Below are 15,908 nucleotides of genomic sequence, written 5' to 3' on the forward strand. Positions count from 1 at the left end.
TGTGGCCTAGATTCTCGCTATCATTTGACCACGAGCACGTACGGCATGGCGGCAGCCTGGTGCTCCTCGCCCGTCAGCGGGGCAAGGGCCGACACGAAGGGCACCATGTCCGGCGCCACCTGGTCCAGCACCGACTTGGCCGCCGCCTTCACCGCCGTCACCCTTTGCGCGCGGCTCTCTTCGCCGCCCTCATCCGCACCACCGCCGCCGCCCAGCGCCTCGAGCACCCGGGGCGAATTCTCCACCACCGCCACGGCCGCGTCGCCGTCGAGCTTCGCCAGCTCACGCGCCTTGGCAATGGCCGCGTCGAGGCCGCCGATTTCGTCCACCAGCCCGCGGTTCTTGCCTTCGCGCCCGCTGAAAATGCGGCCCTCGGCCGAAACGGCGACCTTCTCCACCGGGATCTTCCGCCCCTCGGCCACCCGCGCCAAAAACAGGTCGTAGACGCCGGTCATCGACTCCAGCACGCGCGCCCGCGTGGGCTCGTCCCACGCCATGAACGGCGAGTTGTACGCCGCCCGGGTCGCGGCCTGGGTGTCGCCCGGCTTGGCCGGAAACGTCTCGGCGTGCACGCCCACCTTTTCCAGGGCGCCGCCGATGGCAATCTTGCCGCCGACCACACCGATCGACCCGACGATGCTCGTGGCATCCGCAAAGATGACGTTCGCGGTCGACGCCAGGTAGTACCCGCCGCTCGCGGCCATGTCGCCCACGCTCACCACGATGGGCTTTTTCGCCCGCACCCGCATCAACCGGTGCCAGAGCAGATCGCTCGCCAGCGCGCTGCCGCCGGGCGAGTCGATGCGCAGCACCACGGCCTTCACTGCATCGTTCTTCTCCAGGCGGGTGACGATCTTCCCGAGCTCTTTCTCGGTGATCCCCTCTTGGCCGCCCAAAAGCCCGCCGCTCGGCGCCATGGAGATGCTTCCCGTCGCGCGCACCAAGGCGATGGGTGCGCTGGTCACGCTGTCGCTGCCGAGTGCACGCACCAGGCCCGAGAGGCTCGCCTCCCCATCGTCGCTCGCGCCGGGACCGAAGCGGAGCTCCTCGCGAACAGCGCCCGTGGCCTTTTTCGCGGCGTCGCGGGCGTCGTCCACGTAGCCCACCTCGTCGACCAGTCCGCGTTCCTTGGCCTTGTTGGGCGAAAATGGCCCATCTTCGGCCGATGCCGCCACGTTGGGCTTCGCTTGTCCATCGCGCGTGAGCCCTTGGCCGATGGCCCCGAGCCAGCTCGCACGGATGTCCGCCAGCACCGACTCCAACGAGGCGCGCGCCTCCGGGCTCGGCCCGTCGCGGGTGAGCGGCTCCTCGGCGCCTTTGAATTTGCCGACCTGCAGGAAATCGATGGTCAGATGGAGCTCGTCGGCAAGCAGCTTGCGCATGTAGACGACTTGCGCGGCGATGCCCACGGTCTCCACCTCACCGGCGGGCGAGACGAAAATCTTCGTGCAGCCCCGGGCCGCCGCGAACATCGTCTGGTTCGAGTAACCGTCGCCGTGGCAGTAGACGGCCTTGTCCTTGCGCACCTTTTCGAGGGCCTCGCCGAGTTCCTCGGCGCGCGCATTTCCCATGCTGACGGCGCCGAAGCGCACGAGCACACCCTTGATGTCCGCGTCCTTGCGGGCCCGCTCCGCAGAGCGCAGCACTTCGTCGAAGCTATGCTTGCGCGGCCCGAGGCCCCATGCGCTGCCCGTGCTCTGCTCCGGCACGCCATGGCTCAAATCGAGAAGGGCGAGCGCCGGACCGGTGCGCGGCTCGCGGGCGGGCGCACCCGAGCCTGAAGCCGACGGCGTGCGTCCTTTGCAGCCCACCGCCAGCGTCGCCGCCAGCGCGGCCAGGCCCGTATATCGCGCGAATTTTCCGCTCATGATGGCTTATTGCTCGGGAGATGGCGATGGCCCGGAGGTGCTTTCGACGCGCTGCTTGACCCGGTGCGGGTACGTTCCTTCCGGCATCCGCTCGACGATATCCTTGTAGGTCCGGGTGGCGCCAGCACGATCCCCCATTTCCCATTGCACGTCGCCGAGGCCGACCAGCGCGGGCATGTAGGCCGAATTGTCGGCGATCGCGCGCTTGTAGTAGCCCTGCGCGCCCTGCAAATCACGCTGGCCGCGCGCCACGTCGCCCATGCCGGTCAGCGCCTCCACGTTGTGCGGATTCTTCGCCAGCACGCCTTGGTACAGAGCCTTGGCACGCGGCAGGTCGTTGTGGTTCTTCGCGCTGTCGGCCTGTTGCAACTCGTTCGGCGCCGGCGGGGGCGCAGCCGCATGCGCCGCCCCCTTGCCCTTCGGCGCGGCCGACACACTGGATGCCGCGGATGCCGCGCCGGCGTCCTGAGCCGCGGACGCCGCCGCCCCTGCATCCACGCCCGTCCCGCCGCGTTCGACGTACGCACGCAACGACGCGAGAAGCGGGTGCGGACGCGGAAGCGCCGCCAGGCGATCGAGTTCCTGCTTGGACAGCGCAGCGTCACCCGAGCGCGCAAGCGCATAGACGAGCGCCGCGCGGGCACGGCCCAGGGTTCCCTCCCCGCCCGCCGCGGTACGCAAGCGCTCGATGACGATGGCAAACGGCGGATCTTGCTCGGACAGATCGAGCGCCGCCAGGGTGTACGCCGCATCGGGCTGCGACGCATTGAGGGAGGCGCTTCCCACCAAGGCGCGCGCCGATTCTTTCTCGCCGGCCAGGCGCAGGGCGTCGACCTTCACCTTCTTGGCCGCCATCTCGTTCGGTGCCGCCGCCATGGCCGCATCGGCGGACTTGAGCGCGGCGTTCACCAGGGCATCGAGCTCGGTCTTGTTCGCCCGGGCCTCGTTCTCGGCCCGCGGATCGTCGGGCAAAAGCCGCTGACGCAGCCAGGGAACGTCCGCACGCACCGCTGCGAGGCGCGCCACGTCGATAAGCACCCGCGGATCTTTGTCGGCGAGGGCACTCGCCTTGTCGAAGTTGTCCTTCGCTTGATCGAGGTTGCCTTGATCGAGCGCCGTCTCGCCCTGTTTGAGGTACGTGCCCAGGCGAGGATCCGGCGCAGGCTCGGCCTCCGGCAGCGCGATCGACTTGCTGATCCGATCCAGGTATGGCCGCCCGAAGACGGCCGCTATCGCACCGACGCCAAACAGCATGACGATGGCCACGAACCATCGCGCCGCGCGGTTGCGGCGCGGCAGCGGCTCGACCATCGCGGACAGCGGCGTGCGGCTGCGACGGCGCCTTCCATCGCTGAAATCCTCCTCGTCCAGCGACTCTGCGCGCCGCACCGGCGCCGTGGGCGGAGGAAGGGAGCCCTCGAGCGACGGCGTGGGCGTCGGAAAGCGCCTCTCGGGCATCTTCTGCGCCGGATCGATCGGCCGCTCGCCCCAGGCCCCGCTCGCGGGGCCGCTCCTGCCGGCGCGCGAGTCGTACGTCCCGTACGCGGGCGGCACCGGCGACGGCGACGCGCTGGGCGACGCCGCAAGCTCGTTGGTCACGGCCGGAACGCGCACCGTAGGCGCGAGCGCCCCTTCCGGCCCGACGCCCTGGGTGGTCACCGCCCCTGGCCGCGGCTCCTGCGCCGCGTTGTCAACCTGGCCAGCTTCCGGCGACGCCATGCCAATTTGACCCATCCCGACCTGCCCGATTCCCACTTGCGTCGTGGATCGGTGACCCGAACCGACGCCGATGCGGGTCGACTTCCAGACGGCCCGACCGGGGCCGGTTGGTTCGACCGCAGCCGACGCGCGCGCGCCTGCTTCCGGGGGCAGCGGTGGGTTGGGGGCCTCGGTCGGGGGCAAGGTCGGCGGGTCGAAGTGGTCCTCTCCGGCGCGACCGGTACCGGCCAACGTCCCGCGTGGAACCCCGCTGACGACGGGCAGATGAGCCTCGTCCGCAGCTGCCAGCGGCCCCGCGTCGGCGGTCTCGATCGGCGCGGTGACCCGGCGTTCGGGCTCCCTCCCGTGAAAGAACGGCTCCAGCTCCGCAATGGCGCCAAGCTGTCGCGGCGGAGCACTGCCCCGCGCGAGCACATCGTCGCGCCCCACGGCGTTTCCCGAGATGGCGCGCTGCAATTCACGAAGCGACGTAAAAATAAGGGTGCTGCCCTGCGCCGTCGAGATGACCCATCGATCTTCTTCAGGCGCCCCCATGCTGCGCCGCACGCGAAACTGGTGCCCGCAGCTCGTGCATTTGACGGTCGTCCCCCTCTCGCTGACGAGCGCGTCGTCGAAATCGTACTCGGTCTGGCAGCGCTCGCACTGGACGTACATGGTCGAAGGGAGGGATCAGGGGTTAGGGGTTGGGATCAGAAACGATTCCTATCTCAATTGGACCCTAATCCCTTACCCCGAATCCCTCACCCCTAATCCCCGGCATGACGCGTGTTCCACATGCCGCGTGAACGAGAGTGCACACCCGCGCGGCTTCCTTTGTCTTTTGGCGTAATTCACGAGTTTCCACAGGTGCTTGTGGGGGGCACACGCGTTGCTATGCTTGGCTGGGCATGCGGCCGACGTTCAACGTGAGGGCTCCTTTCATGAAGCGATGGTTCGGTCTTCTCATTCCGGCAGCCCTCGGGCTCACGACGGCCGCCGTCTTGAGCGGCTGTCCCATTTACGACGGGGATAGCGGGCACCGCGTCTGCACCGGCGGCGGCGACTGCTACGATTGCCCCAACTCGTACTACTCCAATGAGTGCGTGCCCTACCAATGCGGGTCCAGCTACGACTGCCCCTCAGGGTACAGCTGCCAGAACAACTATTGCGTCGGCGGCGGGAAGAGCTGCTCGAGCGACGCCAATTGTCCCTACGGCCAGGTCTGCGGTTCGGACCGCCAGTGCCATAATGGCGATTGCTCCACGAATGGCTGCCCCAACGGCGGCACCTGCAAGCTTTCCGGCGGGAAACTCCAGTGCATCTACCCGGATGCGGGTCCTCCCACGGACGCAGGCCCGGCCCAGTGCACCGGGGATGGCACGCAGGACATCTGCGCCACCGGCAGCATCTGTTTGCACCACAACTGCTACATCACCTGCTCACCGGACGCCGGCGCCGACGCTTGCAAAGGCGGGGAAATCTACAAGTTGACCGTCTGCCGGCCCGTCACCGCGGCCAACGGGTCGTACAACGTCTGCGGGTCGGAGACGGACATCGGCAACGAGTGCGACGCCAAGCGTCCTTGCAGCAGCCCGACGCTCTGCATCGACGGCTACTGCAAGTAACAACGGCTTGCGAGAAAATGGCCGGCTGACGCGCGGCTAGCCCTCGAGAGAAGCACGCAAGAACCACGCGTGCTTCTCGAATTCCGTCACGACCTGCGTGAGCAGATCGACGGTGTCCGTATCGCCGAGCTTCTCGCCCACGGTGCGTGACTCGCGGACGCCGTCGAGAAACGTCTCGAAGCGCTCGGCCAGAAGGCGCACGTGCTCCAGATCGCGCGTCGTGTCCTGGGGGTACTCCGGCAGGCGTGACGCCTTGGACACGTGGCGCACGGTCCCATAGGCGCGGCCGCCCAAGGTGACGGCGCGCTCGGCGACGCCGTCGTTGAAGTTGGCCAAGCCCACGGCAAACGTCTCGAACAGCGGGTGCAAGGCTGCGAACTGCGGCCCCTTGATGTTCCAGTGCGCGACCTTGATCTGGCTATGCAAGTCGAGGCCATCGGCCAGGCGCGCGTTGAGCGTCTCGACGATCTTGACGCGGGCATCTTCGGGCAGGTGACTGGGGCTCTTGTACATGGGGTCCTCTCTATCTCGTTGGCCAAGATGCGTTCGATCCGTCGATTCCCCAAACACATGGTTTCGATGGACGTGATAGGCGGTATCTATCACACTGCGCGTGACGGGATCATGACGGCACCGCACCCATTTTCGTTGCGCCAGCTTCAATACGTGGTGGCCGTGGCCGACCAGCTCTCCTTCCGTAGGGCCGCCGAGCACTGCCATGTGTCGCAACCCTCGCTCAGCGCCCAGCTCGCCCAACTCGAGGAGGCCGTCGGCGTGCAGCTCTTCGAGCGCGATCGCCGGCGGGTCTTGCCAACCGCCGCCGGGCAGGCCCTGGTCGAACGCGCCCGCCGCGTGCTGCTCGAGGCCGACGATCTCGTGGAGGCGGCCAAGCGCGTGGCCGATCCTTTGGACGGCACCTTGCGCATCGGGGTCATCCCCACCGTCTCGCCGTACCTGCTTCCACGGCTCACGCCGCGGCTGCGGCGCAAGTTCGAGCGGCTCACGGTGGCGTGGGTCGAGGACAAGACCGACGTCCTCGTGAAGAGCTTGAACGGCGGCAACTTGGACGCCGCACTCCTTGCCCTCGAGGCCGACATCGGCGAGGTGGAGCACGACGTCATCGCGAAGGACCCGTTCTTCCTCGTCGCGCCCCCGGAGCATCCGCTGGCCAAAAAATCGGCCCCGGCCGGCCGCGCGGAGCTGCGGGATGCCGGCGTCCTCCTTCTCGACGATGGCCATTGCATGCGCGAGCAAGCGCTCGATTTCTGCTCCCGAGCCAACGCGCGCGAGCTCGAGTTTCGCGCCACCAGCCTGCCCACGCTCGTGCAGATGGTGGCGGGCGGCTCCGGCGTCACCTTGCTCCCTGCCCTCTCCATCCCAACCGAAACGCACCGCGCGCGCCTGCGCGTTCGTTCCTTCGTCGATCCGGCCCCGTCGCGCACGATTGCGCTCGTCTGGCGCAAACGCTCGCCGCTCTCGCTGGCATTGCACAAGCTCGCGGCGGTGCTCCGCGAGGCATACCCCGTCACACGCGCGCGCTGAACCTCACGCCTATTTGAAGGGCAGCACGTTGCGTGGATCGCACACGATGCTGACCGCACTCTCCATGAGCTGCCCGCCGGCTTTGGTGGCGATGTCGAGACCATCGCGGACGCGGCGCACCTCCAGGTGCAGGTGCACCAACTCCGGCGAACCGGTGTCCCCCATCAATCCGAGAAGATCGCCCTCATGCACCGTGGTGCCGGCCACGAGGCCGGGCGCGGCCGAAGCAAGGTGTCCGTAGAGCACGACGTAGTCGCGCAACTGGCCCGCCTCCCGAATCGTGTGCCGCGTGACCACGCTGGTGCCAAAGAGCTGCCCGACGAACACCACGTCGGCGTCGCCCTGCTGGTGCTCGAGCGCCACCACCTTGATCTCCGTTCCGCGCGGCCCCGGAAGATCGACGCCGCCATGGCCCGTCGCCCGCAACGTGGCACCGCGCCGCTGCGACTCGTTCGGGCGATCCAAATCGTAACCGCTCACCACGGTCCTTCCGCCCGCCAGCCCCGGAGCCACAGGGTACCGATACAGCTCGTAGTCGGCCGGTCGATCGGGACGCCGCGGGATCTGATCGTAGATGGCCCAGCGGCCACTGCGTTCGCGGTGGGCATTGGTCGCGATGACGGCGTCCTCGGCCTCGTCGTCCGCGGGCAAATGGACGCAGGCTTCGCCGTCCGGGAGCAGCCCCTCCGCGCATGCCGTCTCCACCGCTTCACCCGGCGTACGCGGCACGTCGACCGTTCGAATGCGCAGCGGAGAGAGCGGCCCGGCGGCAGCCCCAAGCGATGTCGTGACCACGACGAAGAGAGCACCTACTGCAAATTTCATATCGAGCTTAACGTTATTGCCCAGAATCTTCGCATCGGGAGTGGCGCAACCGTACGGCACAACTTCGCATTCCCGCGCATCGTTGTGTTATGGGGGAGCGTGCAAAAAAGTGACATAGAAAAGCTCATTGCAGAGCTCTTCGACGCCGAGCGTGCCGTCCGTCGCACGCACGCTTCGCTGCTCGATCAGAACCATGGTGCCCTCGTGACCAGCATCGCGACCGCCGTCGACGAAGCCTTCGCGCTGGCGAATTCGGATCGCAGCGAGCTCCAGCTCCGCCTCACGCGCGCGGCGGAGTTGCTGAGCGATCTCGAAGGGGCCCAGACCGTCGACCTGCTCATCCGCATCCTCGGATGCGACGAGCCCGAGCCTCGCCATGCGGCAGGCGAAGCCCTGCAAGAGCATGCCTACGATCGCTTCAAAGAAGTCGCCCTCGGTGTCGAACGCGCGCTCGAGCGCATGAAGCCGGGCGACCCCGCGCTTTCCGAACTTCCCTATCTCTTGGCCGAGGTGCCCGAGCCGGGCGTCATCAAGTTGCTCGGCCGCTTCCTCGCGCATCCGGATGCCGATGCTGCCGCCGCCGCCGTGGAAGCTCTCGTCGAATACGGCGATCCGGCGAGCGTGAGCATGCTCGCGTCGCTCACGAAGGACACCCGCACCGTCCAACTCGAGGACGAGACGGGAGAGGAAGGCCGCATCACCATCGGCGAACTCGCATCCGAGGCACGCGATCTCCTGCGGCAAATGGCCGGGCCGGCCTCGTCCGGCGGAAAGCCCAAAGGACGATGACCGAGGCGATCGACCCGCCGAGCCTTGGCCCTCGTCGGATCGATCAAGGGCTGTCCGCGGAACAAGCCGCAGAGTTCGACAGCCCTGCCGTCTCGGGGTACCTCGCCCCCTTCGTGCAGCTCGCGCTCGAGCACCTCGAGCACCATCCGTCGTTCACCCGCACGCGCATCGCCGACGTCGCACAGGCCAGCGAGCCGGCACGCGTCGTTCACCTGTGCGCGCGGACCGGCTTCCTCCACGCAGGGATCCGGCGCGTACTTCCTGGGGCGCGCATCTACGGCACCGATCCTTCGGCCGATGCGATTGCGCGTGCGCCTTCGGGTCCCGACGGCGAATACACCGTCGTCCCTTCCCTGCCGACACCGTTCACCGACGGCTGGTTTTCGCACGGCATCACCGTGCACCCCGGCGGGAGCGTCGGCGATCGCGCACGCCTGCTCGCCGAGTACCGACGGATCCTTTGGCCCACCGCACAAGTCGTCCTCGCCGTGCCCCTCCGGGGTTCGTTCACCGAATTGGGCGATCTTCTGCGCGAGTACGCGCTCAAGCACGATGCGCCCGACGTGGAGGCGGCGGTCACCGGTGCGGCGTCGCTCCGACCCGGTGCGGAGGGATTGGCGAACGAGCTTTCACGCGCGGGGTTCGAGCAAGTGACGGTGACCACCAAGACGATCACCCTCACCTTCGCCAACGGCCAGGCGCTCATTTCGGACACGGCCATGCGGCTGCTGGTACTTCCCGAGCTGGAACAGAACTTGGGAATCGCGCTCAACAAGCCGCTGCGTTATGCGCAAAGCGCCATCGATAAATATTGGAGCGGGGGAGATCTTTTCGAGCTCACTGTCATCGCAGGATGCGCGGCAGGATATCGACGTGCGTAACGTATGCCATACACGCCCACCTTTCGTTAGAAGGGATCCTGCCCACACTCAAGTAGCCTCGGATAATTCCGCGTGACCCCAAACAAACTCCATTCCAGCGAGCTTGCGCGCAGCCTTTCTCCGCGCGACGATTGGACTCAGGTGCCGCCGTCGTCCCATCAGCCTGCTCCACCTGACCCGCAGTCAGCGTCGCCCGGGCCGTCGTTCCGCTCGGTCACGGGATACCTCTGCCCGATGTGCCGGCTGACGTTCCCCGAGACGGATGTGATTCCTTCGCATTGCCCGCAAGATCGCACACCGCTGATCTCGGCGCGCACGTGGCTCGAAGCGCAGAACGATCCGATGGTGGGCCGCACGCTCGACGGACGCTTCACGCTCCTCACCCGCCTCGGCGCGGGCTCGATGGGCACCGTGTACCGCGCGCGCCAGCACGGGATGGAACGCGACGTCGCGATCAAGATTTTGCGCAGCGACCGAGCCGTGGACGAGGCGAGCAAGGCTCGCTTTCTGCGCGAGGCCCGCGCCAACAGCGCCTTGGTGTCGCCGCACACGGTGACCGTGTTCGACTTCGGCCAGGCATCGAGCGGAGAGCTTTTCCTCGCGATGGAGCTGCTCGAGGGCGAATCGCTCGGACAACGCCTCACGCGTCTGAAGAGGCTGCCCATCCCCTTGGCGCTCGACACGGCGAAGCAAGCCTTGCGATCGCTCGCCGAGGCACACGCGAAGGGCATCGTCCACCGCGATCTCAAGCCGGACAACCTCTTTTACGCGAAGGTGATGCACGGCGACTCCTCCGATGCGGAGATCATCAAGGTCGTCGACTTCGGCATCGCGAAGATGCTCGGCGAGGGCATGGGCCCCATCAACGCCATCGAGACGCAGGCTGGCACGGTGTTCGGGACGCCGCGGTACATGTCCCCCGAACAAGCACAGGCCAAGCCACTCGATGCGCGCAGCGATCTCTATTCGCTGGGCGTCCTCCTCTATCACATGCTCACGGGGCGCCCGCCCTTCACCGACGATGACGCCATCATCGTGATGGCGCGCCATATCAAGACGCCGCCGCGTCCTCTGCGCGAAGTTGCGCCCGACGCGGGCATCCCGCCGGAGATCGACGCGGCGGTCATGCGCGTGCTGGCGAAAAGCCCGGCCGATCGCCCGGCCACCGCCGATGCGATGGCCAACGAGCTGGCGCGCGCACTCGAAAGCGCCAACCCTGCGGCCGCGAGTTCCAGCGGCGTGCAGCAAGTCTCACTCGCCAGCGTGTCCGTGCCGACGATGGCCGGGAGCGCGGACGACAGCCTCGGTATCGCCGGTGTTTCGGCCTCGCACGATCGACGCCGCACCTCGCGAGGATTCATCGGGGGGCTCATTGCGCTTTTGACCCTCGCCGTCCTGGTGGTGGTCATGTTCGTGCGTGCCCGCAATGCCGATACGGCCACGAAGGCCACGAACGCCGTCGGCCCGGCCGTCCCCACCGCCGAGACGACCGGCACCAGCGCGCCTGTCGCGTCGGTGTTACCGGAACCCGCGGTCTCCGCGGCTAGCTCCGCAAGCTCCGCTTCTTACGTTGGCTCCACGAGCCCCGTGGAGTCTGCCGGTGCGAACGACACGGATGCCAGCGCGCATCCGCGCCTCGCTGCGCCGATCGCATCGCCGGCACGGGCGGGGATCGGACGCGGACCAACGCGTGGATCGTCGAACCAGAACGGCCCGAGTACCACGGCGTCGACGAACAAGAGCACACCGCCACCCGCACCGAGTGCGAGCTCTCGCTACGGCATCCTCGAGTAGTTCGATATGCAACCGAAGTAGGCTCGGCGTTTTGAAAACCGAGAAAACTTGGTAGCATAGCCGTTCTGTCATGGATGCCGCTGACCTCGAGACGCTCGTCGCGCGTCTCGTGCAAAATCCCCACGACGAGGAGGCCCTCGCCGCCGCTCACGACTCGGGCAACAACGACCCCAAGGCGTACGCGCTCTTGCTCGAGAAGGTCGGGAGCCTCACGCTCGACCCTGCGTACGCGAGTCATTGGCTGAGCGAAGCCGCCAACGTCTGGCTGCAAACCCTGGGCGATGCCCATCGCGCGGCGCGCGTGCTGATGGAGGCGGTCGACCGCGATCCGACGCAAAGCCTCGCCGCCGAGCGCCTCGCGCAACTTTACCGCGACAAGGAGAACGTGCGCGGACTGGCTGCCCTTCTCGAGCGAAGGGCCAAGGCGCTGGTGCCGCTCGTGCCCTACCACCCCGAGCTCGTGGCCGAGCTCGCGCAGATGCACGAAGAGCTCGGGAAACTATGGAGCGAAGCTCCGCTGTCGCAGCCGAAGAAGGCCATCGAGAGCTTTCGCAAAGCCATCGAACTCGACCCGTCGAACGCGTATGCCATCTATTGCGGGCGGGAGCTGTGCAAGACGCATGGCCAGTGGGAGGACGCCTACCTCCTCTATGACATGGAGCTCTCGCTGGTCGACGATCCGGCGCGCAAGGTGGCGCTCCTTCGCGACGAAGCGCAAACCCGGCACCGCGCGGGAGATCTCGCGGGGGCCACGGGCGCGCTGGTGCGCGCGCGTGTGTTCGACGAGGAGGATCCGGAGCTCTCCCAGGAGCTTGCCTCGTCGGTGGTCGATCGCGTGCAGGCCGGCGAGCAAGTGCCCGATGCGGAGCGCACCTTGGCGGTGGAGCTCTTGGTCGGCCTCGCGGAGGCGTACCACGGTGAGCACGGCCTCGCGTACGCGGGCGCCGCGCTGGACATCGAGCCAGGGCACGATCGCGCGCTCCAGCTTTATGTGTACTATGCACAGTCCCTGCAACGCGAGGAGGACATCCCCGCACGCCAGGCGGCGTACCTAAAGGCCAACCCCGACGGCACCATGGCCACCGGCGCGGCCATGGCGTCGGAGCCTCCCACCAAGGACGACGCCACCACGCGAGAAAAGGCTCCCGAGCCTCTTCCGCCTCCCCCCGCACCGCCACGGGCCGCGAGCCCGTCACCTTCGCCTCCCGCCGCCGTCGCGGCGCCGGCCGATGCCTCGTCGGCGCGCGATCCGCTGCAGGAGGTGCTCCGCGTGGCCAAGGAGCTCGCCCAGGCGGCACGCAAACCGGAGGCGCTCGCCAAGTACAAGGAGGCGCTGGAGATCGATCCCGCGCATGCCGAGGCGCTGGCGTGGGTCGAGGACTACCTTCGCACGCAGCGCGATTATGCGCAGCTGCGCGATGTGCTCTTGGGCAGCGTGCGCGCGCTCGGGTCGGCCGCGGCGGTGCCGGAAGTGCTGGAGAGCCGAAAGGCGCGGTTGCGCGAAGTGGCCGGCTTGTCCGAGGGCAACCTGCGCGACGTCGACGGCGCCGTGGCCGCGTACAAGCAGCTCATTGCGCTCGATCGCACGGACGAGAATGCGCGGCAGTCGCTCATGCGCCTGCTCGAGCGCACGCAGCGTTGGGACGACATGGCCAATGTCCTCGAGCAAGAGGCCGCGGCCGCGCGCGAGGTGGCCGAGAAGGTCGTGCTCGAGAAGAAGCTGGCCGCCCTGCACGAACAAAAGCGGCAAGACGTCGGCAGCGCGGCGGAAGCCTGGGCGCGCGTGGCGCACCTCTCCCCCAACGACGACCGCGCCATCACCACCGCGGTGCGCCTCTTCGAGAAGGCCGAGCGCATCGACGCGGCCACGCAGGTCATCACCGAAAATGTGCGCACGGTGATCGATCCGGGGACACGAGGATCGCTGCTGGAGAAACTGGGCGAGCTGCGCGAGCAACTCGGGCATGCCTTCGGCGCGGGCGAGGCGTACGCCAACGCCGCCGAGCTGCATCGGAGCGCGCGGCTCTGGGAGCTTTCGGAAAAATGCTTCGTCAGCGTGGAGCGCTGGGAGGAAGCTGCCGCAGCGGCCGATCAGCGGGCGCTGCTCTCCACCGAGGCCAAGGCGCACGCAGCACACCTGGCCCGAGCGTCGGAGTTCATGACCCGCGCCGGCAAAGAGCCCGAGTCCATCACGCGGCTCGAGCAGGCGTCGGATCTGGATCCTTCGAACGACGACTATGCGTCGCTGCTCAGCGAGCATTATCTCTCCAAGGAAGACTGGACCAAGCTGGTGGAGTTCCTGGCCCGCCGCGGCGGCCGCGTCGCGGACAAGGCCAAGCGCGTATCCCTGCGCAAGCAGGCGGCCAACCTGTACGCGGTGCGGCTCCTCGAACGGGAGCTCTCCCGCGATCAATGGCTCAAGGTCCTCGAAGACGGCGACGACCGCGAAGCCTTGGAAAAGCTCATCGATCTGGCCATCGAGCGCGAAGATCACAACGAGGCGGCCACGCTCTTGCGGCGCCTGGGCAGCGTCGCGACCGAGCGCGATGACAAAGTGCGCATCGCCCTGCGCGAGGCCGAGCTCTTGGCCGATGGCGTCGGGGACATCGACACCGCCATCGTGCGCTACGAGGTCGTCCTGTCGGACATCGACCCGTTGTGCCGGCCGGCCCTGCAGGCCATCAGCGATCTGGAGGAGGCGCGCGACAACTTCCGCGAGGCCGCCATCGCGCTCGAACGCGAGCTCACCTTGGTCACCAACCTCGAGGCGGGACAGAAGACGTCGGTGCTGCGCAGCGATCGCGGCCCCATCTCCGCGCGGCTCGCACGCTTGTACGAGAAAATCGACGAACCGGAGCACGCGATCCGCGCGCTCGACGTGCTGCGCACGGTCGATCCCGAAGACTTCGACGCGCTGAATCGGCTTTGTATGCTGTGCGAGCGGGTCCGCGATTGGGCACGCGTCGCGGATCTCCTGGCCCAGCGGATCGAGGTCGAGGGCGACATCAACGAGACCAGCGTGCTCACGAAGAAGCTCGCACAGGTCCTGGTGCACCAACTCGATCGCGGCGAAGAAGCCCTCGCGGTGCTCACGGAGCTCTGCGATCAGGGCGACGAGGAGCTGCGCCGCACCTACGTCGAGCTGGGCGACCACATGGGGTGGAAGGGCATCGTCGCCACCAAGCTCGTCGAGTGGTGGTACGCCGCGCGCCACTCGCCCGAGCGCACGACGGCCCTGCGCGGCGCCTTCGACCGGTTCATGGCCCTCGAGCGCGAGCAAGAAGCCTTGCGCGTGGCCGTGGAGCTGGCGCGAAGCAAGGTCGCCGACCGCGATCTGGCGGTCATCCTCGAAGGTCTCGCGGTGAAGTCGGGCGAGCTCGACGCGCTCTCGCTCGCGCAGGAGATCCTCGTGCGCGACCTCACCGGCGTGCCTAGGGCCGCGGAGCTGGTGCGCCAGGCGGAGGTGTCGGTGCGCACCGGCGTGCCGTACTCCGAGGCCATTGCCCATAGCGAACCGGGGCTGGCCGATCTGTCACTGGACGAGGCGGAACCTCTCGTGGAGCGGCTCGCGGCACTGGCTGGCAATGCGGACGACGTCATCGAGGTCTACGAGCGGCAAGTCGCACGGGCACGTGCGCCACTCGACCGCGTGCGCTCCCTGGCGCGGGCCGCGCAGGTGGCCTCGGCAAAGCGCAACCTCGAACGCGCGCAAGGCTTCCTCGAGCTGGCGCTCTCCGGTGTGCCCTCGGCCGAGACGCTGGCCGTGGTGTCCGACTTCGCGGTCGCGGGCGATCGCTCCACCGGCAGTGAGCAGCTCCGGCGCGCGCTGATCCTCGCGCTCTCGCGCGGCGGGACGGGGGCGCGGGATGGCGGCCGCACGCGCGCCTCGCTTCTCCGGCGCGCAGCCCAAATCGCGCGCCTCGACCTGGGCGACATCGACCTGGCGTTCTCGCTGTTGGGCGATGCACTCATCGCGCAAGTCGACGCGATCACGTTGGACTTCGTGGAGGCCCTCGGGCGCGAGGTGCAGAGCCCTTCGCGCAGCGACGCCGTGTTCACCCGCGCGCTGTCCGAGGTCTTCGATGGGCCGCTGGTGCGGCAGCTCCTGGTGCGCCGCGCGCGTCTCCGCCAGGAGGAGCTGGGCGATCTGCTCGGCGCCGCAGCGGATCTGAAGAAGCTTCACGATCTGTCGCCCAGCGATCGCGGCGTGGTGGACCAGCTCTCCACATTGCTGCGCGAGCTCGGGGACTACCGCGCCATCGTGCAGCTGCACGAGGACCTCATCTTGCGCGGGAAGGACATCGAGACCCGGGCCGAACTCGCACGCCAAGTTGCGCGGATGTGGGAAGAGCAGCTGCAGGATCCGCGCGAGGCCGCGGATGCGTGGCGCCGCGTCCTGCGCATGCGTTCGAACGATCCCGAAGCCCTCGAAGGTCTGGAGCGCGCCAAATCGAAGATGGTGAAAAAGTCGGACCCCGGCGTCGGCATCGCGGCGTACGCACCGCCGGTCGAACCCGACCCGGAGCCGTCACCTCCCCGGCCGGTTCTCCAGCACCCCGATAGCTCGCCGACCGTCGAGGCGGACATCACGCGCCCGGATCCCAAGTTCAATCGCAAGCTCTTGGGAGCGGCCCGCTCCACGCCGCGCGTTCCCATCGATCGCTTCGCGGCCGCCGACGAGTTCACGCCGAGTGACGGATTTTCGTCGGGCGAGAACGAAATCGAGATCAACTCGGTCGACTTCTTGGACCAACCGAGGACGCGTCCCTACCGCGGCCCGTCGGTGGAAATCCCCATCGAGACCAGCGACGAAGACGACGAGGACGACGACCTCGAGATCTTCCCCGCGGAAGAACTCACCGACGATCACTCGACCTGATCAAACC

At 67.8% G+C, this 15,908-nt stretch carries 10 protein-coding genes; 6 read left to right on the forward strand and 4 right to left on the reverse strand.

The features are described 5' to 3' along the window. Window positions 1–20: 20 nt before the first annotated feature. Window positions 21–1,868: a signal peptide peptidase SppA gene (sppA, locus tag LVJ94_22625; GenBank protein ID WXB10010.1), complete on the reverse strand. Its 1,848-nt coding sequence runs from the start codon at window positions 1,866–1,868 to the stop codon at window positions 21–23. A 6-nt stretch (window positions 1,869–1,874) separates the two neighbouring features. Further along, window positions 1,875–4,241, reverse strand: coding sequence for a zinc-ribbon domain-containing protein (locus LVJ94_22630; GenBank protein ID WXB10011.1), 2,367 nt, complete (start codon window positions 4,239–4,241; stop codon window positions 1,875–1,877). A gap of 266 nt (window positions 4,242–4,507) precedes the next feature. On the opposite strand from LVJ94_22630, the gene LVJ94_22635 reads away from it, so the two are divergent. Further along, entirely contained in the window at window positions 4,508–5,191 is a 684-nt protein-coding gene (locus tag LVJ94_22635; GenBank protein WXB10012.1) for a hypothetical protein, read from the forward strand. Between the two features lie 36 nt (window positions 5,192–5,227). Here the strand turns inward: LVJ94_22635 and dps are convergent, their stop codons facing one another. After that, complete coding sequence (gene dps, locus LVJ94_22640; GenBank protein ID WXB10013.1) at window positions 5,228–5,704, reverse strand: DNA starvation/stationary phase protection protein Dps; 477 nt, start codon at window positions 5,702–5,704, stop codon at window positions 5,228–5,230. A gap of 111 nt (window positions 5,705–5,815) precedes the next feature. Between dps and LVJ94_22645 the strand changes: the two genes are divergently transcribed. Continuing rightward, entirely contained in the window at window positions 5,816–6,733 is a 918-nt protein-coding gene (locus LVJ94_22645) for a LysR substrate-binding domain-containing protein (protein ID WXB10014.1), read from the forward strand. Window positions 6,734–6,742: 9 nt separating this feature from the next. On the opposite strand, the gene LVJ94_22650 is transcribed toward LVJ94_22645, so the two are convergent. After that, window positions 6,743–7,558, reverse strand: a complete 816-nt coding sequence (locus tag LVJ94_22650; protein ID WXB10015.1) for a M23 family metallopeptidase — start codon at window positions 7,556–7,558, stop codon at window positions 6,743–6,745. A 99-nt stretch (window positions 7,559–7,657) separates the two neighbouring features. Here LVJ94_22650 and LVJ94_22655 point away from each other — a divergent pair, with 99 nt between their 5' ends. The 4 genes from LVJ94_22655 to LVJ94_22670 all read left to right on the forward strand — a co-directional run bounded on the left by LVJ94_22655 (window position 7,658) and on the right by LVJ94_22670 (window position 15,901). Beyond that, a complete protein-coding gene (locus tag LVJ94_22655) occupies window positions 7,658–8,347 on the forward strand; it encodes a hypothetical protein (GenBank protein ID WXB10016.1) in 690 nt (229 codons plus the stop codon). After that, window positions 8,344–9,228: a class I SAM-dependent methyltransferase gene (locus LVJ94_22660; protein ID WXB10017.1), complete on the forward strand. Its 885-nt coding sequence runs from the start codon at window positions 8,344–8,346 to the stop codon at window positions 9,226–9,228. Before LVJ94_22655 ends, LVJ94_22660 begins: the two co-directional genes overlap by 4 nt. A gap of 72 nt (window positions 9,229–9,300) precedes the next feature. Next, window positions 9,301–11,022 (forward strand): serine/threonine protein kinase, encoded by a 1,722-nt coding sequence (locus LVJ94_22665; GenBank protein WXB10018.1) that lies wholly within the window; start codon window positions 9,301–9,303, stop codon window positions 11,020–11,022. A 70-nt stretch (window positions 11,023–11,092) separates the two neighbouring features. Beyond that, a complete protein-coding gene (locus tag LVJ94_22670) occupies window positions 11,093–15,901 on the forward strand; it encodes a hypothetical protein (protein WXB10019.1) in 4,809 nt (1,602 codons plus the stop codon). Window positions 15,902–15,908 lie beyond the last annotated feature (7 nt).

The sequence above is a fragment of the Sorangiineae bacterium MSr11367 genome (assembly GCA_037157805.1).
In the GTDB taxonomy this organism is placed as follows: Bacteria; Myxococcota_A; Polyangia; order Polyangiales; family Polyangiaceae; genus Pendulispora; species Pendulispora rubella.